18 protein-coding genes are annotated in these 19653 nt (G+C 70.8%); 6 read left to right on the top strand and 12 right to left on the bottom strand.

The features are described 5' to 3' along the window. Window positions 1–14 precede the first annotated feature (14 nt). From AFR_RS15150 to AFR_RS15140, 3 genes are read right to left on the bottom strand one after another with little or no spacing between them, the layout of a single operon-like run. The gene (locus AFR_RS15150; protein WP_023361354.1) at window positions 15–743 is read right to left on the bottom strand and encodes an ABC transporter permease subunit; all 729 of its coding nucleotides are present in this window, start codon (window positions 741–743) and stop codon (window positions 15–17) included. Continuing rightward, a complete protein-coding gene (locus tag AFR_RS15145; protein WP_023361353.1) occupies window positions 740–2164 on the bottom strand; it encodes a DUF1349 domain-containing protein in 1425 nt (474 codons plus the stop codon). Before AFR_RS15145 ends, AFR_RS15150 begins: the two co-directional genes overlap by 4 nt. Continuing rightward, window positions 2164–2913: an ABC transporter ATP-binding protein gene (locus AFR_RS15140; protein WP_023361352.1), complete on the bottom strand. Its 750-nt coding sequence runs from the start codon at window positions 2911–2913 to the stop codon at window positions 2164–2166. The genes AFR_RS15145 and AFR_RS15140 overlap by 1 nt, the downstream gene beginning before the upstream one ends. A gap of 113 nt (window positions 2914–3026) precedes the next feature. Between AFR_RS15140 and AFR_RS15135 the strand changes: the two genes are divergently transcribed. Together AFR_RS15135 and AFR_RS15130 are read left to right on the top strand one after the other, a co-directional pair. Then, window positions 3027–3689, top strand: a complete 663-nt coding sequence (locus AFR_RS15135) for a response regulator transcription factor (RefSeq protein ID WP_023361351.1) — start codon at window positions 3027–3029, stop codon at window positions 3687–3689. Beyond that, on the top strand, window positions 3686–4768 hold the full coding sequence (locus AFR_RS15130) for a sensor histidine kinase (protein ID WP_023361350.1): 1083 nt from the start codon (window positions 3686–3688) through the stop codon (window positions 4766–4768). Before AFR_RS15135 ends, AFR_RS15130 begins: the two co-directional genes overlap by 4 nt. 3 nt (window positions 4769–4771) lie before the next feature. Here AFR_RS15130 and AFR_RS15125 read toward each other — a convergent pair whose 3' ends face one another. Next, window positions 4772–5533, bottom strand: coding sequence for a hypothetical protein (locus AFR_RS15125; protein WP_023361349.1), 762 nt, complete (start codon window positions 5531–5533; stop codon window positions 4772–4774). 98 nt (window positions 5534–5631) lie between these two features. Here AFR_RS15125 and AFR_RS15120 point away from each other — a divergent pair, with 98 nt between their 5' ends. Then, entirely contained in the window at window positions 5632–7659 is a 2028-nt protein-coding gene (locus tag AFR_RS15120; RefSeq protein ID WP_023361348.1) for a hypothetical protein, read from the top strand. On the opposite strand, the gene AFR_RS15115 is transcribed toward AFR_RS15120, so the two are convergent. Next, a complete protein-coding gene (locus AFR_RS15115) occupies window positions 7656–8591 on the bottom strand; it encodes a hypothetical protein (protein ID WP_023361347.1) in 936 nt (311 codons plus the stop codon). The genes AFR_RS15120 and AFR_RS15115 overlap by 4 nt on opposite strands. Before the next feature lie 140 nt (window positions 8592–8731). Next, entirely contained in the window at window positions 8732–9952 is a 1221-nt protein-coding gene (locus AFR_RS15110; RefSeq protein WP_084298041.1) for an epoxide hydrolase family protein, read from the bottom strand. Here AFR_RS15110 and AFR_RS15105 point away from each other — a divergent pair. Then, window positions 9937–10416, top strand: coding sequence for a MarR family winged helix-turn-helix transcriptional regulator (locus AFR_RS15105; protein ID WP_238547284.1), 480 nt, complete (start codon window positions 9937–9939; stop codon window positions 10414–10416). The two genes, AFR_RS15110 and AFR_RS15105, sit on opposite strands and share 16 nt — an antisense overlap. A gap of 5 nt (window positions 10417–10421) precedes the next feature. Here AFR_RS15105 and AFR_RS15100 read toward each other — a convergent pair whose 3' ends face one another. From AFR_RS15100 to AFR_RS15080, 5 genes are all read right to left on the bottom strand, one after another. Beyond that, the gene (locus tag AFR_RS15100; protein ID WP_023361344.1) at window positions 10422–11465 is read right to left on the bottom strand and encodes a Kelch repeat-containing protein; all 1044 of its coding nucleotides are present in this window, start codon (window positions 11463–11465) and stop codon (window positions 10422–10424) included. Window position 11466: 1 nt separating this feature from the next. Then, complete coding sequence (locus AFR_RS15095) at window positions 11467–11859, bottom strand: carboxymuconolactone decarboxylase family protein (protein ID WP_023361343.1); 393 nt, start codon at window positions 11857–11859, stop codon at window positions 11467–11469. Then, window positions 11856–12719, bottom strand: coding sequence for an MBL fold metallo-hydrolase (locus AFR_RS15090; RefSeq protein ID WP_041840881.1), 864 nt, complete (start codon window positions 12717–12719; stop codon window positions 11856–11858). Before AFR_RS15090 ends, AFR_RS15095 begins: the two co-directional genes overlap by 4 nt. Window positions 12720–12782: 63 nt before the next feature. Beyond that, window positions 12783–13223: a hypothetical protein gene (locus AFR_RS15085; RefSeq protein ID WP_041840880.1), complete on the bottom strand. Its 441-nt coding sequence runs from the start codon at window positions 13221–13223 to the stop codon at window positions 12783–12785. A 31-nt stretch (window positions 13224–13254) separates the two neighbouring features. Then, window positions 13255–14052, bottom strand: coding sequence for a hypothetical protein (locus AFR_RS15080; RefSeq protein ID WP_023361340.1), 798 nt, complete (start codon window positions 14050–14052; stop codon window positions 13255–13257). Window positions 14053–14144: 92 nt separating this feature from the next. On the opposite strand from AFR_RS15080, the gene AFR_RS15075 reads away from it, so the two are divergent. Further along, window positions 14145–14750 carry an NADPH-dependent F420 reductase gene (locus AFR_RS15075; protein WP_023361339.1) on the top strand — a complete coding sequence of 202 codons (606 nt, stop codon included), beginning with the start codon at window positions 14145–14147 and terminating at the stop codon, window positions 14748–14750. A gap of 6 nt (window positions 14751–14756) precedes the next feature. Here the strand turns inward: AFR_RS15075 and AFR_RS15070 are convergent, their stop codons facing one another. Then, entirely contained in the window at window positions 14757–15989 is a 1233-nt protein-coding gene (locus AFR_RS15070; protein WP_023361338.1) for an EAL and HDOD domain-containing protein, read from the bottom strand. A gap of 271 nt (window positions 15990–16260) precedes the next feature. On the opposite strand from AFR_RS15070, the gene AFR_RS15065 reads away from it, so the two are divergent. Further along, window positions 16261–19641, top strand: a complete 3381-nt coding sequence (locus AFR_RS15065; RefSeq protein ID WP_023361337.1) for a 3-keto-alpha-glucoside-1,2-lyase-like domain-containing protein — start codon at window positions 16261–16263, stop codon at window positions 19639–19641. The last annotated feature ends 12 nt before the right edge of the window (window positions 19642–19653 follow it).

Below are 19653 nucleotides of genomic sequence, written 5' to 3'. Positions count from 1 at the left end.
CTACCCTCTGCCACTCAGGCGTCACGGAAGTGGAGGACCAGACCCCCTGCCACCAGCGCGGCAGCGGCCCACCCGGCCGTGACGGCAAGACCGGCCCAGGGACTCAGCGGCAGGCCGCCGAGGTCACCGGTGGCCTGAACGGTGAGCCCGGCGCTCATCGGTGCGATCCGCTGCAGCACACGCTGCCAGTGCGGATCGCCGATCACCTGGGCGATGACCGGGAAGAGGTACACCAGCCCGAGGATCACCCCGACGCTGGTCGCGGAGTCCCGCACGACGGCGGCGACACCCAGGCCGAGCAGCGCGATCAGGACCAGGTAGAGGATCGACCCGCCGGTCACCCGCAGTGTCGTCCCGTCGCCCGGGCGGGCGGTGGTCCCCGCCGCCGCCAGGGATCCGAGGACCGCGATGGTCGCGGCGACGGCGACAACCCCGGCGAGGACGACCGCCTTGGCCGCGAGAACGACCGGCCGGCGCGGCACCGCCGTCAGGGTCGTGCGGATCAGGCCCGAGCTGTACTCGCCGCTGATCATCAGCACGGCCAAGACGGCGGCCGGCGCCTGACCGAGCCGGACACCGACCAGGCCCGGCCCGAGCGGGTCGCAACCGGCGGACGCGCAGGTCACCACCGCGCCCGCCGCGGCGCTGAGCCCGATCGTCGCCACGATCAGGCCGAGCAGCAGCCCGCACGGACCGGCGACGGTCCAGAGCTTGGTCCACTCCGCGCGCAGGGCGGCTCTCACGCATCCCTCCTCGTCAGCACGACGGCGGCCACACCCAGACCGGCCACCGCGTACGCGACCAGCACGGCCAGCCCGGCCCAGGGCCCCAGCGGCCAGTAGCCGTTGTACGGCTTGTAGATGCTGCTGACCTGCGGATACTCCACCAGCGTCTGCTGGACCGCGAAGGCTGCCGCGGGGGTCACCCGGGTCAGCCAGTTCGCCGCGCCCACGGGCATGAACGGGTTGGCGACCAGGAGGTACGGCAGCACGAGGGCCACGAGCACGGTGGTGACCGCGACGGCACTTCTCCGGAAGATGACCCCGGCGCTGAGGGCCAGGACCGAGGCCGCGGCGAGCAGCACCGCGGTTCCGAGCGCCACGCGCAGCCCGGTGGAGTCCGTGACCGGGAAGAGGTACACGCCGTTGGACCGGGCGAGCCGTTCGCCCAGCGGCACGGCCGCCACCGCTCCCACCAGCCCGGTGGCGAAGGTGACACCGCCCAGCACGACCGCTTTGGCCAGCAGGACCCGGCCGCGCCGCGGTGCGGCGGCCAGCGTGACGTGCATCAGGCTCGTCCGGTACTCCGTGGTGACGGACAGCGCCGCCACGACGCTCACCGCGATCAGCGCGGCGAACGTACCGGTGAGGAGGTCCTTGACGGTGCCGCCGGTCGGCAGGGTCTCCCGGACCGCGGGCGCGATGTCCCCGGCGCCGGTGACGGTGAAGCCGCCGCCGGTCTCCTCGAACGAGGCGGAGGTGTCCTGCGGGTAGCCGGCGAAGGTGGCGGACCGTGCTCCCACCTGCTCCCCCGCCCAGGCGTCACCGGACCAGCTGCCCGAGGTACGCAGGTCCGTGAAGGTCGCGGTGGACACGGTGCCGATCGTGCCCAGGCCCTCCACCACGGGCGGGGAGGCGACGAACAGCCCGCCCTGCGCGGCCGGCCCGAGCTCCAGCTCCACGGCGCCGACCTCGGTCCAGTGTGTGCCGTCGGCGGAGGCGTACCCGGTGACCGTGTCACCCGAGCGGTCGAGCCGCAGCCGGCGCACGGGACCGGCCGGAACAGGACCGGCCGTGTCGTTGACGTAGTTGTGCTGCATGCGCACGCCGTGGCTGCCGGTGACCATGATCGCGGCGTAGGGCGAGCCCGGGCGGGTGCTCTGCTTGACGATGAGCCCTGCCTTCGCCCACGGGACGCCGGTCGTCAGGCCGGCGACCGAGACGGAGATGCTGCCGTCGCCGGTCAGCGACCGGCGCACGAACGAGAAGCTGTCGGTCACCGGCTCACCGCCGGGTCCGACCGGTACGGGTGGTGCACCCCGCTGATCGCTGCTGACCCCGGCGAGCAGCGCGACGAGCACCACCATCAGCCCCGCCACCACCAGGCCGGCCGTCCAGCCCCGGACCGTGCGGAACTTGATCCATTCCGTCCGCACGAGACGCATCACCGTGACACCCGGCCGAACTCGACCGCGTCGCGGGTCAGCTCCAGGTAGACGTCCTCCAGGGTGGCCCGCGCGGTGCGTCCGGTGGAGGCGGCCGCGATCAGGTCGGCCACTCCGGCGTCGGCGATGACCCGGCCACGTCCGGCCACGACCAGATGATCGGCGGTGCCCTGCACCTCGTGCATCAGGTGGCTGGACACCAGCACGGCGCGGCCCTGCGCGGCCAGCGACCGCAGGAAACCCCGCATCCAGATGATGCCGTCGGGGTCCATGCCGTTGAAGGGCTCGTCGAGCATGACGATCGGCGGGTCACCCAGCAGGGCCGCGGCGATCCCGAGGCGCTGCCGCATGCCGAGCGAGAAGCCGCCGACCCTGCGCCGGGCCACCGTGGTCAGGCCGGCCAGCTCGAGCACCTCGTCGACCCGCCGCGCACCCAGCCCCTGTGACCGGGCGAGCCAGAGCAGGTGATTGCGGGCACTGCGCGCCGGGTGCAGGGCCGCGGCGTCCAGCAGGGAACCGACGTGTCTCAGCGGGTACCGGAGGCTGCGGTAGGGCTTTCCCCCGATCAGTGCAGTGCCCTCCTCGACCGCGTCCAGGCCGAGGACCACCCGCATCGTGGTGGACTTCCCGGCGCCGTTCGGTCCGGCAAAACCGGTCACCACACCCGGCCGGACGGTGAAGGTCATGCCGTCGAGGGCCAGGGTCCTGCCGTACCGCTTGCGCAGCCCGGTGATCGTCAGTGAACTCATGCCGACGGTTGTACGCGGCGTCCGGTCGCAGCCCGGTCGCCGTCGCTGCGACCCGGCTGCGACCCCGGACCTGGCATCGTGGGGCCCATGGCACATCGATCACACCCGGCACGATGAGGGTTCTTGTCGTCGAGGACTTCGAGATCCTCGCCCGTTCGATCGGGACCGGGCTGCGCCGGGAGGGGATGGCCGTCGACGTCGTGCTGGACGGGACCGACGCCCTCGAACGCCTGGCCGTCACGCGTTTCGAGGTGGTGATCCTCGACCGTGACCTGCCCGGCGTCCACGGTGACGAGATCTGCCGGCGGCTCGCCGGCGCCCGCAGCGACACCCGGGTGCTGATGCTGACCGCCGCCGGCACGCTCGAGGACCGTGTCGAAGGGCTCGGCCTCGGCGCGGACGACTATCTGCCCAAGCCGTTCGCCTTCGCCGAACTGGTCGCCCGCGTCCGCGCCCTGGCCCGCCGGGCGACCCCGCCGCTTCCACCCGTGCTGTCGTGCGAGGACATCAGCCTGGATCCGGCCCGCCGGGTGGCGTCGCGCGCGGGCCGGCGTCTCGAACTCAGCCCGAAGGAGTTCGCGCTGCTCGAATGTCTGCTCGGCACACCCGGGCTGGTCCTGTCCGCCGAGGAGCTCCTCGACCGCGTCTGGGACGAGGCGGCGGATCCCTTCACGTCCGCGGTCAAGCACACCATGCACCGCCTGCGCGCCAAGCTCGGCGACCCACCGGTGATCCACACCGTCCGCGAGGGCGGCTACCGGATCGGGTCGTCGTGACCGCGCCGCTGCGGGTCCGGCTCGCGCTGTCGTACGCCACGGTCACGTTCGCCGCCGGGATCGTGATCCTCGCCGTCGTCGCCCTGCCCCTGGCGGGCATCGAGTCGACCGTCGAGGTCGACAGCGCGGGACCGCGCACGATCACCGGCACCGGGTCCGGAATCGGGCCGCACCAGCTGCTCGTCAGCTCGGCGGTCGCGATCGCCGTGCTCGTCCCGCTCGCGCTCGCGGTGGGGTGGTTCATCGCGGGACGGTTCCTCCGGCCGCTGCAGGCCATCACCACCACCGCCCGGGTGATCTCCGCCGGGAGCCTGCACCGGCGTCTCGGCCTCGGCGAGCCCGCCGACGAACTGACCGAGCTGGGAGCCGTCCTCGACGACCTGTTCGCCCGCCTCGACGCCTCCTTCGACGCCCAGCGGCACTTCGTCGCCAACGCCTCCCACGAGCTGCGTACACCGCTGGCCGGCCTCAGAACCCTCCTCGAGGTCACCCTGGCCGACCCCGAGGCGGACGCCGGCACCCTGCGTACGGCCTGCCAGGAGGCCCTCGCGCTCGGCGGGCAGCAGGAACGGCTGGTCCAGGCGCTGCTCGCGCTGGCCGTCAGCGAACGTGGCCTCGCCCGCACCGACGTCGTCGACCTGGCCCGGCTGACCTCGGCGGTCCTCGAGTCCCGCCGGGACCGGGCCGCGCAGCGCGGTATCACCCTCACCGGGGACCTGGCGCCCGCGGTGACGGCCGGCGACCCCGGGCTGATCGAGAGCCTGGTCGCCAACCTCCTCGACAACGCCCTGCGCCACAACCACCCCGGCGGGGACGTGGAGCTCAGCGTCCGGACCTCCGGCGCGCAGGCCACCCTCACCGTCACCAACAGTGGTCCGGTCGTGCCCGGCGACCAGATCGAGCGCCTCTTCCAGCCGTTCCAGCGGCTCGCGCCCGACCGGCGTAGTGGCCACGACGGCTACGGTCTCGGCCTCGCGATCGTCCAGGCCGTTGCCGTCGCGCACCACGCCCCGCTCACCACCACCGCACGGCCCGGCGGGGGCCTGACGATCACGGTCGGGTTCGCCCGGGCCGCGTGAGGGTCAGCCGAAGACCGGGGCGCGGCCGGCGTCGATCCACTGCCGCCAGGCGGACAGGCCCAGAGCCCGGTCCGCGCCGATGCCACGGATCTGCAGCGGTGTGCCGTCACGACGGATGACGTAGGCGGTGCGGCGTACGGACAGGTAGTCGACCTGGGCACCCACGAAGTCGGCGGCCGTGCGGATCCCGCACTCCTCGAGGTGGCGCAGCGACGTCAGTTCCAGCCGCGACGGCCGGCTGATCGCGATCACCGCGCGGGCCAGGCGGCCGTCGCGGTCGTAGCTGAGCAGGCGCTCCTGGTCGATCTTCGGCGGGAGCGTGAACCGCTGACGGCCCGCCCCGAAGTAGCCGAGCAGGACCCGGCGGGCGCGGACCACGTCGTGGCCGTCGTGCAGGCCGTCACACCAGGCGATGCCGACACGGGTGAGGTCGATGTCGGTGGCCAGCGCGGCGGCGGCCACGGCGGCGTCACCGGGCCACACGTCGGCGTCGTGCGGGGAGGTCTTCACCCAGTCGCCGAACCCGTGCAGCGTGAAGCCCAGTGCGGTGCACACGGCCACGTCGGGCGTACCGACCACGGCAACCTCGTCGAAACCGTCCCGCCGGACCTGGGCCAGCACCACGCTCCGGGCGCCCGGGCTGGACAGCGCGACCATCGTGCCGCCCCGCGAACGCCGGCCGGCGACGGCCTCGGTCACCGCACGCTCAGTGTCTGCCGCGTTCGCGGCGAAGCCCCGCTGCATCTCGACCAGGTCCGCTCCCATGCCGGCGACAATCGGCCGGATCCGGTACGGGTTGAGCCGTTCGGGGACCCCTGATTCGGGGATGGTGCTGCGGGCGTACCGGATGATCTGGTGGAGGCATGCCCGCCAGCCGCCGCCTGCTCGCCGGGGCCCTCGCCGCCGTCCTGGTCTCCGGCGCCGGGTGCTCGCTCTTCGGCGAGGGCGACCGGACGGCGACCTTCCACGACGGCGGCGCCGCACCCACGACCGTGACCGTCCCGGCCGAGGCCGGCGAACCCAGGATCTCCGCCCTGCCCGCCGCGGCGCCCGCCACGCTCCCGCCGGGGACGCGGGCGCTCGCCAGCCCGGTGGAGGTCGAGACACCCCGTGCCCTCGAGGGCACGGCCACCATCACGATGACCTACGACCCCGCCGCGGTCCCGGACCCGGCCGAGCTGGCGGTCTACACCTTCGTCGAGGATCTGGGCATCTGGCTGCCGGCCGGCAACACCCTCGACACCGGGAAACACACCGTCAGCGCCTCGACCGAACACTTCTCCCGGTGGATGCTCGCGGTCACCGACCCCGACCGCCTCCGGTACGACCAGAGCGTCACCGAACGACTCAAGCGGACCACCGGCGGCAGCATCGTCAGCCTGATGTACGGCGAACCGCGCGCCCTGGGCTGCGACGCCGGCCGGGTCCTGGTGCCCGCAGCCGTACGCTCCGACCTCATCGTCGGCCCGGCGAAACTGTGCCAGCAGATCATGGACGACGGCTCGTACGAGCTGGAGTGGATCAACAACACCGAGCTGCCGATCGTCTTCGACCTGCCCGCGGGCTTCACCGAGACCACCACCGACTACCGCCTGAACCCGATGCTGCAGGGAGTGCTGCAGCAGCACCGCCGCCCCGGAGGCGCCATCGTGCTGCCCGACCGCAGCCTGAAAGTGGCGTTCGGGGCGGGCGAGGACGCCGAGATCCGCGGTGAGCTGGACTGGAGCATCTACTTCATCGCCCTCATGCGCCAGATCGTCGAGATCGCCATGCTCGACGAGTCGACCGACAACCCGCAGGCGCGGAAGAAGCTCGACGCGGCGTTCGAAGGCGCCGGCTGGGCCGACTGCGCGGGCGTCGGCGTCAACGAGTGGAACGACAGCCACGACGTCGCCAAGGCGGTCCGCAAAGCCGTCTGGGACTGCAAGGACAAGATCGCCCGGCTGGTCCTCGACACGTTCGTGAAAGTCGGGAAAGGCGCTTTCGACAGCCTCAAGAAGTTCTTCGGCAAGCGGCTCGACGTGCTGCTCGGCCTGGACAAGCTGATGGCGTTCGCGCGCAGCGAGATCGCCGGCCTCCTCGCCCTGCCCGGCGCGCTGACCGGGGCGCTCGACACGACGGTCACCGTGCGGCCCGGGCGGGTGATGACCTACGACGACGCGATGCGCCTGCCGGAGGCACGGCTGTTCGACGACACCATCCCCTGCAACCCGCTGCCGTCGGGCGTCTGGCCGCCACCGGGCCTGCCGGCCGGGCGGATCTGCGTACAGGCCGTCAAGCTCGACCTGGACGGCAACGGCCGGCCGGACCGGCTGCTCACCTGGCGCCCGCCCTCCCCCGGACCGGGCATCGACGTCGACGCAAAACGCACCGGCGCCGCCGCCTACCTCGACGACGGCACCTTCCACCAGCTGGAGACCCCGGTCGCACGCTGGCCCGGCATCGAAGGGGTCGACCTCTTCGACGTGGCGGCCGTGGTCCACCTGGGTCCCGACCCCCGCGCCCAGGCCCTCGTCGCCACCGGACTCGGATCGAGCACCCTGCACCAGGCGATCCTCGCCGTCGGCACGGACCGGCGGCTGCGCCCGGTGACACTGAACGACGCGGTGGCGGACATCGCCTCCGGCGGCGCGGCCGCGTACGGCTCGGCCTGGGGCTGCGCTCTGTCCCGGAAGAAGCCGATCTTCGTCCAGACCTATTGGAGCAACGACGTCACGAACCCGCGGGCGCGTCGGGAGTGGTTCCGCAGCTTCTTCACCTACGCCGAGGGCCGCCTGACCGAGATCGGCGGCGACAAGGGCACGATCGCCCCCACCAAGCTGCCGGTCACCGGCTCGAACTGCGCCACGGCCGCCGTCGCCCGCCGCGGCCCCGAGATCAAGCTTCGCTAGGGCGCCAGCAACGCCGAGCGTTCACGTTCCAGCTCAGCGATCCGGGTGCGGTTCTCCACGATCCGGGCGGCCAGCGCGGCACGGATCCGCCCGACCTGCTGCGCGGCGTCCCCGAGCCGGCCGAGCCCGTCCTTGATCTGCCCCCGCACGGACAGGTCGGTGAAGATGTTGTCGAGCCACACATCCGCGAAGCGCGTGAAACCACCGAGCTCGAGCTGAGCGGCCAGCGACGGCAGCGCCGAGTCCACGTCACGCAACTCGGCCCGCAGCACCGCCAGCCGCCGGTCCGCCTCGGCGGCCCGCGCCGCAGCGTCGTCCAACCGGCTGTGCTTGATCATGCTGCTCAGTCCCCCACCACCGAGAAACGTGTCGGCGGTCGACCAACCATGCGCCGACTCGAGCAGCTGGTTGGCCTCGCCCAGCGCCTGCGCCGCGGCCCGTGCGGCACCCTCCGCCTCGGTCAGCTCCGCAAGCTCGGCGGTGAGCCGGCCCCGCTCCCCGGCCAGCTCGGTCAACCGCCCGGCCGACCCGGCGCCACTCGCCCGCACCTGCCGCTCCTTCTCCTCGAGCAACCCCGCGTACGTCGCCGGCGCCGTCGAGGTCGCCACCAGCCGCGCCTCGACCTGAGCGAGCTGGGCGGTGAGCGCTCCGAGCCGGTCCTGCGCCTGCGCCAACCTGTACCGCGCGGTCTCCGCCTCGGCCCGCTCCCGCGCCAGCGCCTCGTCCCGCGAACCGCGCAGGTCGGCCAGCAACCGGGTCAGCGAGAAGTTCTCCAGCCGCTCGACGTCACGCTGCTCGATCGTGTGGCGGCGGCCGAGCTCGGCGAGCTCCGAGGTGAGCTGCTTGATGGCGGCGGTGATCCCGGCCTTGCGCGGCCCGAGCAACTCCCGCTCCCTGACCTCGGCGGCGAGCCGGGTGAGATCCTCATCCATGCTGGAACATCCGATCGTCGCGGGTCCGGGGCCACCCTCCAGCAAACCCGAACCCCGCAACCTGCGCGCCCGTCCCTGCCCGATCCGGATCAGCCGATGGAACTGCTGCATCGACCCGGGTCGAACACCCAGCTCGACAATCAGGTGCGCCCATGGTCCCGGAACGCGTTTCTGATCTCCGTGACCAGTACCGCAGGCTGTTCCCAGCCCGGGAAGTGGCCACCCCGTTCCATCTCGTTCCAGCTGATCAGTTTGCGGAACCGGCGCTCGGCCCATCGCCGGGCGATCGGATACGGCTCGCCCGGGAACAGCGAACACGCCGTGGGAACCTCGACCGGACGGGCGTTCTCCGCCTCCGCGCCGAGCGGTGTGTCGCGCCGGGCCTCCCAGTACCACCGAGAACTGGAAGCTCCGGTGCGGGTGAACCAGTACAGCGCGATGTTGTCCACCTGCCGTTGCAGCGGTACCCCGTCGTCGTCCGCGAACGCGATCATCCTCTCACCCAGCCAGGCGGCCAGCCCGGCCGGCGAGTCCAGCAGCGAATAGCCCATCGTCTGCGGTTTGGCACCGAGAACGATCGAGTGGGTGCCGTCCAGGAACACGAACTGATCGCGCTGGGCCATCATCGCCTGCTCCCTGGGGTCGGCGCTCTGGCGATCCTCGGGAAGGGGGGATGCGACGGGCATCGTCAGGTGCAGGCCCACCAGACGCTCGGGCACCTGGGTGGCGAGCTCGATGGTGACAAAAGCGCCCCAGTCGCCGCCGTGCGCGGCGAACCGCGAGTAGCCCAGTTCGGTCATCAACGTGGTCCAGGCCCGCGCGGTCCGGGCAAGTCCCCAACCGGTTTCAGCCGGGCGTCCGCTGAACCCGTACCCCGGCAGCGACGGAATCACCACGTGGAAGGCGTCCTCGGCCGAACCGCCGTGCGCGACCGGATCGGTCAACGGACCGATCAGATCCTCGAACTCCAGCACGGACCCGGGCCAGCCGTGGGTCAGCAGCAGCGGTACGGCCGACGGCTCGGGCGACCGCACGTGCCAGAACGCGATGTCCAGGCCGTCGATGTGTGCCCGGTGGTGACCGATCGTGTTGAACCGTTCTTCCAGCTTGCGCCAGTCGTGGCCGCGCCAGGCCTCGAGCAGTGCCCGCAACCGGTCCAGGGGGACGCCTTGCGAGGGATCGGTCCCGGGCTCCGGCAGCCTCACCTGCTCGAGGCGCTGGGTCAGATCCAGCAGGTCGGCGTCGGGGATGTGGACAGGGTAGGGGCCTGCAGATCTCTGAAGCCAGAAGTTCTTGTGTGAGAACTTCTTGTCTGATAGGTTTAGCGATCGGGTTCTCCAGGGAGATGACCATGACGGCACAAAGCGCAGACGTTCGAGGTCCCAGTCCGTCGCTTGATTCCGAGCTCACCTGGCTGCTGCACCGGGCGGCTCAGCACATGCACAACGTCACCGGTGAGCAGGCCGCAAAACACGGCCTCACCCTGCGTGAATACATCGTGCTGAGTGCCCTTCACAAGACTCCTGGCCTCACCCAGGGGGAGCTGGGCAAGGCCTTGAGCCTGGACAAGTCGACGCTGATGAGCCAGCTCGACCGGCTCGAGCAGAGGAGCCTGGTGATTCGGCTCAGCGCTCCGCAGGACCGGCGCCTGCGGATTCCGGAGATCACCGAGAGCGGTGAGGCCTTGCGGGCGAAGGTGGCCGAGACCAGCGCCGCAGCCGAGGCTTCGGTGCTCGATGGCTTCAGTCAGGACCACATCATGTCGCTGCGCCGGATGTTGTTCGCCATCATCGGCGACAGCGAGGACCCGGGGTCCTGCCTGTAAGGCGGCTACCGCAGTTCGAGTTCGAGCGTGTCCACGCTGGAGCCGCCGCCGCAGGTCGGTGCTCCGGCGATGTAGTACGCCCGTCCGGCGACCTGCGCCGCGCCGAGGCCGTGGCGGCCGCCGAGGGGCATCGAGGCGACCGTCGACCAGCGGTCGGTCCGCGGGTTGTAGACGGTCACGTCGTCGAAGGTCTCGCCGCCCGGCCCGCACTCGCCGCCGGCGTAGACGATGCGGCCGCCGAGGACAACCACGGCGCCGGCGGACCGTGGCACCGGCAGGGTTGCGGCCCTGGTCCAGCGACGGGACCGGGTGTCGTAGACGTCGTGGCGGGCGAGGTTCTGGTCGACGTCCTCCACGCGGCCGCCGATGACGTGGAGGCGATGGCCGAGGACGGCGATGCCGGCGTGGTCCCGTGATTCGGCCGGCAGCTGCGGGGCCGTCGACCACGTACGGCGTCCGGGGTCGAAGACGAAGTGGCTGCGGACGGTGCCGAAGCCGAGCTCGAACGGCACTCCCGGGATGGTCTCGATCCGGCGGGAATCGCGGCCGCCGATCAGGTGCAGCTTGCCGTCGACCGCTGCGACGCTGACGGATCCGAGCCGGGCCGGCAGGTCGGGCAGGCGGGTCCACCGCTCCCGCCGGGGATCGAACTCGTACGCCAGGGGCTGCGGATCGATGTGCACGACGTTCGTGAAACCGCCGAAGGCGTACAGCTTGCCGTTGAGGGCGGCGACACCGACGTGGGACAGCTCGCGCGGCAGCGGCGCGTGGTTCGCCCAGCGCCCGGTACGCGGGTCGTAGCTGGTCACCAGATCGGACGCGAACTGCGGTTCGGCGCCGGCGCGTTCCACACCACCGCCGACGACGTAGACGCGGCCGTTGAGCGCGGCGACACCGACCTCCGACCGCGATTCCGGCGACGGCACCTCGACGTTCCAGGTCGCCTGCTGCTGGGCCGTCCGCGATTGTGCGGGGGCTGCGAAAGCCGGCCCGGCGACACTTCCCGCCATCAGTACCGCGGCCCACAGTGCGCTGTTCCTGGTCGGCATGTCAGGTTTCCTTCCGGTCGGGGGTGCCGGCGACGGCCGAGCGGCGGACCGCTTCCATCGCCAGCGAGGTGTACGGCTGCCCGAGGTAGGCGGTGAGCAGCACCATCAGTTCGGTGAGGGCCTGCTCGTCCAGTCCGGTGCGGCGGGCCAGCGCTAGATAGGTGGACAGGCGTACGTCGGTCACGTTCTGGGCGACGAGCGCGGCGATGACGGCGATGCTGCGGTCGCGGTCGGTCAGGTTCTGGCCCTGCCAGCCGGGGCCACCGGCGGCTTCGAACGCCTCCTGCGTGTACACAGCGCCGGCGCGCTCGTTCATGATGCGTTCGGCCTCGGCGGGTTCCACCCCGAAATTGCGGGCGTAGACCTCACGCCCGGCTTCGGCGCGGGCGCTCATCCCGTACGCAGGGACGGGCCGTCGGACAGCAGCGGGATCCCCTGATAGGCACCGAGATCGTGGGCGGGCACGACCTGCATCAGCCCCTCGACGGCGATCACGTGCTGGAGACCTTGCCGGAGCTGTTCACGATCGCTGTCGGCGAGTTTGCTCAGCAGCCAGGGGCGTTCGACGCGCCGGCGGATGCCGTCGATCTGCCAGGTGAGGTCGCCGATGAACGCGTACCGCGTACCGGTGGGCAGGGTGACGAAGACGATGACCGAGCCGGTGGTGTGGCCGCCGGCGAGGGCGATGACCACGGAGCCGTCGCCGTGCACGTCGTAGCTCGACGCGAAGCCCAGGTAGGGCCGGTCGGCGAACCCGTACTCGTGGATCTCGTGGCCCTGCGACACGCTGCGGAAGACCTTGCCGTCCGGGTCGGTGGCCGCGTATCCCCGTTCGTTGGCGTTCATCCAGATCGGAGTGCCGGGCAGGCCGTCGAGGCCGCTGACGTGGTCCCAGTGCGAGTGGGTCGGCAGCACACCGAGCAGCCGGCTGCGGTCATATCCGGCGGTGTCCAGCTGGCTGCTGACCGTCGGGCCCGTCTCGTACGGGGCGCGCACGAACCGGGGCAGCATCGCGATGTGGTCGGCGACGCCGGTGCCGAACCCGGCATCGATCAGCAGGTCGCCCGCCGGGTGCTGCACCAGCACCGCCGACGAGGCGAAGTGCCGTTTGTCGCCGAACGACCCGCCCCTGAAGGCCAGGGCCGCACGGGTCACGTAGGTGCCGGTCGGCAGGTGATGGAGGGTCATCCCCGCCGGTGGAGAAGCCTCGGGCAGCGGCTGTGCCCAGGGAACGGGTTCAGGGATCGGTGGCATGCCAAAACCATACGAGCCAAGATGTTCTCAGTCAAGACGTTCTTAACCAAGAAGAACTGTCGGTCAGCGGCGGCCGGTAGCCAGCGCGACGAGGAACTGGCCGCCGCCCGGCTCGACGCTGGCGGTCACCGGCAGCCCGGGTGCGAGCCGCGAGAACCGGTCGACCAGCCAGTCCGCCGCCTCCTGCGCGTCCTTCCTGCTCGGGCAGCGGGCGACCAGCTCGCGCCCGCCCTTGCGCTCGAGACGGTCGGCCACGGTGATCAGCGGCGCCGGCTCCACCACCTGCAGCCGGTCCGGCCAGGCAATGACGACCTTGACCGCACCCTTGCGGGTGTTGCAGGCCCGGTGGGCGAGCCGTTCGGTGACCTTGGCCTTCTTGTCGGCGGTCCGGCTGTCGACGCTGGGACCTCGCGGGTCGTTCACCGACATGTCGGCGTCGACGGGCTCGTCGCAGACCCAGCATCGCCAGCCGTCACGTTTCGCCACATCATCCAGAAGACTCATCCGAGCAACCTAGCCTGCGGCGGGAGGCTTCCTAGTGCTGGTCCGCCTCGAACTCCCCGGGGTGGTCGGGGCAGACGAAGATCCGCAGCTCGCCGAAGCGGCCGACGTTCGTGCCCACCGTGTCGTCGCTGGCGATGGTGAAGAGCAGGACCATCGCGGTGCCGCAGACCTCGCAGTCGATGGGGCGGGGCTCGTTCAGGCGCCAGGTGGGCCAGCCGCCGACTTTCCAGCCGGGCAGGCAGGTGATGACGTCCCCGCGGGTGCCGGGAGGGCTGTGCTGCTCGATCAGCTTCTGCAGCGGCGGCCGCAACGCCTCGGGCAGTTCCTCGTAGTACGGGAAGTCGATGAGCTCCTCGGTGGTGAACGAGCACGGTGTGAGCGTGTAGCAGTCGTCCACGTCGTAACGCGCCGGCTGGGGCGGGGTCTCCAGGATGTCGTGCACGTCGGCGGCGCGACGCCATCTCAGCTCGACGATCGGGCTGACCTCCGCCTGGTTGCCCGGTGTTTCCCAGTGGGTGTTCGGGCACCACAGGAGTTGCAGCAGGTCGAACCCCTCCGGCCACCACGGTCCCGGCACGTCGGCGGCGAAGATCTGCGCGACGGGCACCATCGCCACCGCGGGAAAACCTGATTCCTCGACCTCGTCCGGGAACGAACAGCTCGGCCAGGTCTCGGTGCGGGGCCACAGCAGCGGACCGCCGATCGAACTGTCGCGAACCCCGGGCGCCCCACGGCTCACGTCGAGGATGACGGCCCTCCTGGCGTACGGGGAAAGGCCCGGCAGGGCACTGAGGATCTCGGCAGCGGACGGACGCGGAAAGTTCGGCACGCAGGCACCCTAGGGCACCGGGGCAAAGCCGAAGTTGAACCGGTTCAAGCATTTCGCGGACAACCGCGGAACGGCGAGCGCAGAATTTCCTCATGCGAATCGGAATCATCGGCGCTGGTGAACTGAGCGGGTCGTTGGCCGGGTGGTGGACCGAGGCCGGTCACGACGTTGTTGTCGGTTCTTCGCAGGCCGGAACGAACACTGCCACCGTCACGGACGCCGCCGCCTTCGGCGACGTTGTGCTCTTCGCCCCGGAGTGGGCGACCGCGCACGATCTGATCGACCTCACCGCCGGCGCCCTGACGGGCAAGCCGGTGCTCGATGCGACCAATCCCGTCGTCTGGAGCGAGACCGACGGCTACCAGCGTGCGGTTCCCGACGATCTCAGCGGCATCGAGACGTTGTCGGCGTGGGCGCCGGATGCCCACTGGGTCAAGGCTTTCAACACCTTCCCGACGACCGTGCTGAAGCGGCGCCGGGGCCGGGATCCGTTGCTGGCCGAATTCATCTGCACCGACCACCGTGATGCACGGGGTGCGGCGAGCCGTCTGATCCAGGACGCGGGTTTTGCGCCGTTCTTCGCCGGCCGGGCGAGCAACGCCGGTCTCACCGAGACCGGCGGCCCACTGCAGATGCGCGAGGTCGACGTCGCCGATGCAACCGCCACCTTTGCCCTGGCGGTCGGCAGCAACTGGTGAGGCGCCCTACCGGGCGATGCGCGGGCGGCGCGCCGAGGTCTGCCGCTCGACCGGGCCCGCGGCGCCCATGACCTGGTTGCACCACGCCGTCGCGGCCAGGTACGCGTGCACGGCAGCACCGGGGTCGACCAGCTCGGCGAGGCCGGACGGGTCGCCGGTCTCGTAGTCCCGGACCGCGGCCAGCAGATGCCCCAACGGGCCGGCGCCGTCGGCGAGCGCATCGTTGACCTCGTCGGTGAGGGGCAACTGCTGGGCGAGGGCGGGCCGGGACTGCCCGATGAGTTCGGCGATCCCGGCGAGCAGCCCGACGCAGAAGGCCGCGTCGCCGGGCAGACCGGCCTGCTCGGCCACGCTCTGGCACATGCGGGCCCGGATCATCGTCGGGATCAGCTGCTCCTCCCGGGCCTTGGACAGGTCGCTGAGCAGCATGAGGGTCACCCAGTGCCGGATGGTGGGCAGGCCGAGCAGCACCGCGGCCTCGCGTACCGACGACACCCGCGCGGGCAGGCCGGACGCCGCGGCGTTGCTGGCTTGCAGCAGCCGGTAGGTCAGGGCGGGGTCGCCGGGGATGAGCGAGACGGCCTCGTCGAAGTCGACCTCGGCAGCGGCGAGCACACTGACGAGCCGCAGGCGGCTCAGCCGGGCCGGGGAGAGTTCCGCCATCGACACGACGTGCGGACGACCGAGCACGCTGCCCTGGAACAGGCTGAACCCCAGGGCCGGCGCCCGGTGTTTCTGCGCCTCGGTCTCCAGCTGCGCGGCGATCAGCCGGAGGTGAGGGTGGCGCTCATGGCAGGTGCGCGCGAGGTCCATCACGCTCTCCGCGGCGCCCGGCAGGTTGATCTTCAGGTACGCGGCGACCGGCAGCAGCCGGTCGGAGAAGTCCGCTACCTCGGCGGTGACCGCGATGGTGAACCCGCCGGCGGCGAGCGCTTCGATGCCCGTGAGGACGGCGTCGTCGAGGTCGGCGGCCACGACGACCTCGAGGATCACCTGACCGGGGTCGAACGGCATCGGCAGATCGCCGACGAGGAAGTCCCGGGGCACGGTGACGAGGCAGGGGCGGTTGCCGACCAGCTCAGGCAGCCCGAAGTCGGTGAACGTCCTGACGAACAGGCTGGTGACCTGCGCCGGCGCACCCCGGAAGAGCAGCTCGCAGGCGAAGACCTCACCGTACTGGTCGAAGATCACCTGCCGGCCGACGTGGACCGTGGGCTGCTCGACGGCGCGGGGATCCACGTTTCCAGGCTAACGAGGCGCCGGGCGGCGCGCGGCCGAACGGCCGTGAACTTTTAACGGACGAGCCAAAAGTTTCGAATGATTACAGCAAAGTTATGGACTGGCTCTAAAAAGAACCCTAACGTAAACAACCATCGATGGTTGTCGACGTCGGAGATCGAGCCACCGCTTCCGTGCGGAAGAGTCCCGAGGCCGGGGCGAGTCGCCGCAGTCCCGGCGGCCTCGTCGACCGGCTGCGCCGACTGACAATGCCGCCGCCCTGGAGCGCTCGATGAAGAGATCCGTCCCCTCACGACTCCCCACTCCCCTGCTGGCCTGCGCCGTCCTCCTCGCAGCCCTGCTACCCGCCACACCGGCCGCCGCTGCCGCTCCGCCGCCCCAGCAGCCCGGCGTCACGCTGCGGACCTTCGACCTGCAGACGTCGCGCGACTCGATCTGCACCCTGAAGCCGGGCCAGACGCCCAACATCGACAAGCTCATGCCGACGATCAACTGGACCACGGCGGCAGACTTCGGGCTCGAGGACCGCTACCAGAGCGAGGTCATCGGCAACGTCAACATCACCACCGCCGGCACCTACGCGTTCCGGCTGAGCAGCGACGACGGCTCCCGCCTGACGATCGACAGCACGAGGGTCATCAACAACGACGGCGCTCACGGAGTCGTGGCCGTCGAGGGCAGCATCGCGCTCACCACCGGCTACCACGCCCTGCACATCGACTTCTTCGAGCGTGACGGCGGCCAGCAGCTCACGCTGGAGTGGCGGCCCCCGGGCGCGACCGCCTACGCCGTCGTGCCGACCTCGGCGCTGAGCACGGATGCCGATGTGGTCCGCGTGACCGCGCCGGGTCGCAAGGAGTGCGAGGGCTCCGCGGACAGCCCCGGTGACGGTCTGCCGCTCACCTCCGTGCACCCCGGCTTCACGCTGACCAACCTGCGCCCGAACGGCTTCCAGCCGCAGGTGACCGCGATGGACTGGTACCCCGACGGCCGCCTGGCCATCGCGACCTGGGGCGGCAGCGACACCGTCGCCGGGGAGGTCTACATCCTGAGCAACGTCACGGGCAGCACCTCGCCCGGCCAGGTGACCACCAAGCGCATCGCCACCGGACTGCGCGAGCCGATGGGCCTGAAGATCGTCGACGGCAAGGTCTACGTGTCGCAGAAGCACGAGCTGACCGAGCTCACCGACACCAACGGCGACGACGTTCTCGACCAGCGCCGAACCGTCGCGACGTGGCCGTTCGACGGCAACTTCCACGAGTTCGCGTTCGGTCTGCTGTACAAGGACGGGTTCTTCTATCTGAACCTCTCCGTGTCGATCAACCTCGGTGGCGCCACTACCGAACCGCAGGGTTCACCGAACCGCGGTACCAGCCTGAAGATCAACCGGTCGACCGGCGCGGTGCAGTACGTCGCCGGCGGTCTGCGCACCCCGGACGGGATCGGCTGGGGACCCGAGGGCGACATCTTCGTCACCGACAACCAGGGCGGCTGGCTGCCCTCCTCGAAACTGCTCCAGATCAAGCAGGACCGCTTCTTCAACCACTACACCAACCCGGACGGCCCGTACGACAGCCAGCCGGTCACGCAGCCGGTCCTGTGGCTGCCGCAGAACGAGATCGCCAACTCGCCGAGCACCCCGCTGCTGCTCAACAGCGGCCCGTACTCCGGGCAGATGCTGATCGGCGACGTCACGTACGGAGGGATCCAGCGCGCCTTCCTGGAGAAGATCAACGGCCAGTACCAGGGCGCGGTCTTCCGCCTGACGCAGGGCCTCGAGATGGGCGTGCACCGGCTGAGCCAGGGACCGGACGGCGCGATCTACGCCGGTGGGCTCGGCGCGGGCGGCAACTGGGGTCAGGAAGGCAAGCTGACCTACGGCCTGCAGAAGCTCACCCCCAACAGCACGAGCGTCTTCGACATCAAGGCGATGCGCGCGGTCGCCGGCGGCTTCGAGCTCGAGTACACCCAGCCCGTCTCGACCGACACCGCGGCGCAGCTCGCCGCCCGCTACCGGGCCGAGCAGTGGCGTTACGTCCCGACACCGGCGTACGGCGGGCCGAAGGTCGACGAGGAGCAGCTGGGGGTCACCTCGGCGACGCTGTCGTCGGACCGGCTCAAGGTGACGCTCAAGCTGTCCGGTCTCAAGCCGGGCCGGGTCGTGCACGTCCGCTCCCCGCGGCCGTTCACCTCGACCACGGGATCGTCGCTGTGGAGCACCGAGGCCTGGTACACCCTGAACAGCCTGGCCGACGGCACCACGGTCCGCACCGACCAGGTCGAGGCCGAGAACGCCGGGCTCAGCGGCCGGGCCGGAACGGCCAGTGACCACCCCGGTTACACCGGTACGGGCTTCGTCGCCGGCATCGACACCGTGGGGGCGGCCACCACGTTCAGCGTGACCGTCCCGTCGGCCGGCACCTACCCGGCGACGCTGCGCTACAGCAACGGCCCGAACCCGTCCGCGGGTGTCAAGACGATGAGTCTCTACGTCAACGGCGCCAAGGTCCGTCAGGTCAGTCTGCCCAGCACCGCCAACTGGGACACCTGGACCACCAAGGTGGAGTCGGTGAGCCTGAAGGCCGGCGGCAACACGATCGCCTACAAGATGGACACCGGCGACATCGGCAACATCAACCTCGACAACCTGGCCATCGGTACGTCTACGGGCACAGCTACGGCGCCCCGCACCGGCACCCTCACCGGTATCGGCGGCAAGTGCCTCGACATCGACCAGGCGAACGCCGCCAACTACGCCAAGGTGCAGCTCTACACGTGCAACAGCTCGTCCGCCCAGAGCTGGACCCGCGACGGTGACACGCTGCGGGCGCTGGGCAAGTGCCTGGACATCGACAACGGCGGCACCGCCAACGGCACGAAGGTCCAGCTGTACACCTGCAACTCCGGCGCCGCCCAGGTGTGGCAGGCCCAATCCAACGGATCGCTGCTCAACCCCCAGTCCGGCAAAGTGCTCGACGTCGCCGGCGGCGCAACGGCGGACGGCACCCAGGTCCAGATCTACGAGTACGCCGACGTGGCGCAGCAGAAGTGGACGCACAACGGCACCAGCCGGGTGACGCTCTTCAACGGCGGCAACCTGCAGGCGTTCCAGAACGCCGACGGCACCGCACCGACCTGGCCGGTCTCCGGCGGCTCGGCCGAGGTGCTCGGCGGTGATCTGCGCACCAAGCAGACGTTCGGCGACTTCAAGCTCCACGCGGAGTTCTGGCTGCCGAACCTCCCGGCCGACGTCACGGGTCAGGCCCGGGCGAACAGCGGCATCTACCTCCAGGACCGCTACGAGCTGCAGGTCCTCGACACCTTCGGCAAGGCCACCCTGGCCGACAACGACAGCGCCGCCATCTACCTGAAACGAGCGCCGTCCGCGAACGCCGGAACCGCCCCGGAAACCTGGCAGACCTACGACGTCACCTTCCGGGCGGCCCGCTGGAACGGCACCACCAAAACCGAGGACGCCCGCGTGACCGTGGTCTGGAACGGCACCACCGTCCACAACAACATCGCCATCGACGGCCCGACCGGCAACGGCGCGGCCGAGGGCCCGAACTTCCTCCCCATCCGCCTCCAGGACCACGGCGACCCGGGCGCCAACGTCCGCTACCGCAACCTCTGGATCGAACCCGCGTAACCGCCCGTCCCC

Source organism: Amorphoplanes friuliensis DSM 7358, assembly GCF_000494755.1.
In the GTDB taxonomy this organism is placed as follows: Bacteria; Actinomycetota; Actinomycetes; order Mycobacteriales; family Micromonosporaceae; genus Actinoplanes; species Actinoplanes friuliensis.
The sequence above is the reverse complement of the archived record's forward strand: the minus strand, read 5'-3'. Positions and strand labels throughout refer to the sequence as shown.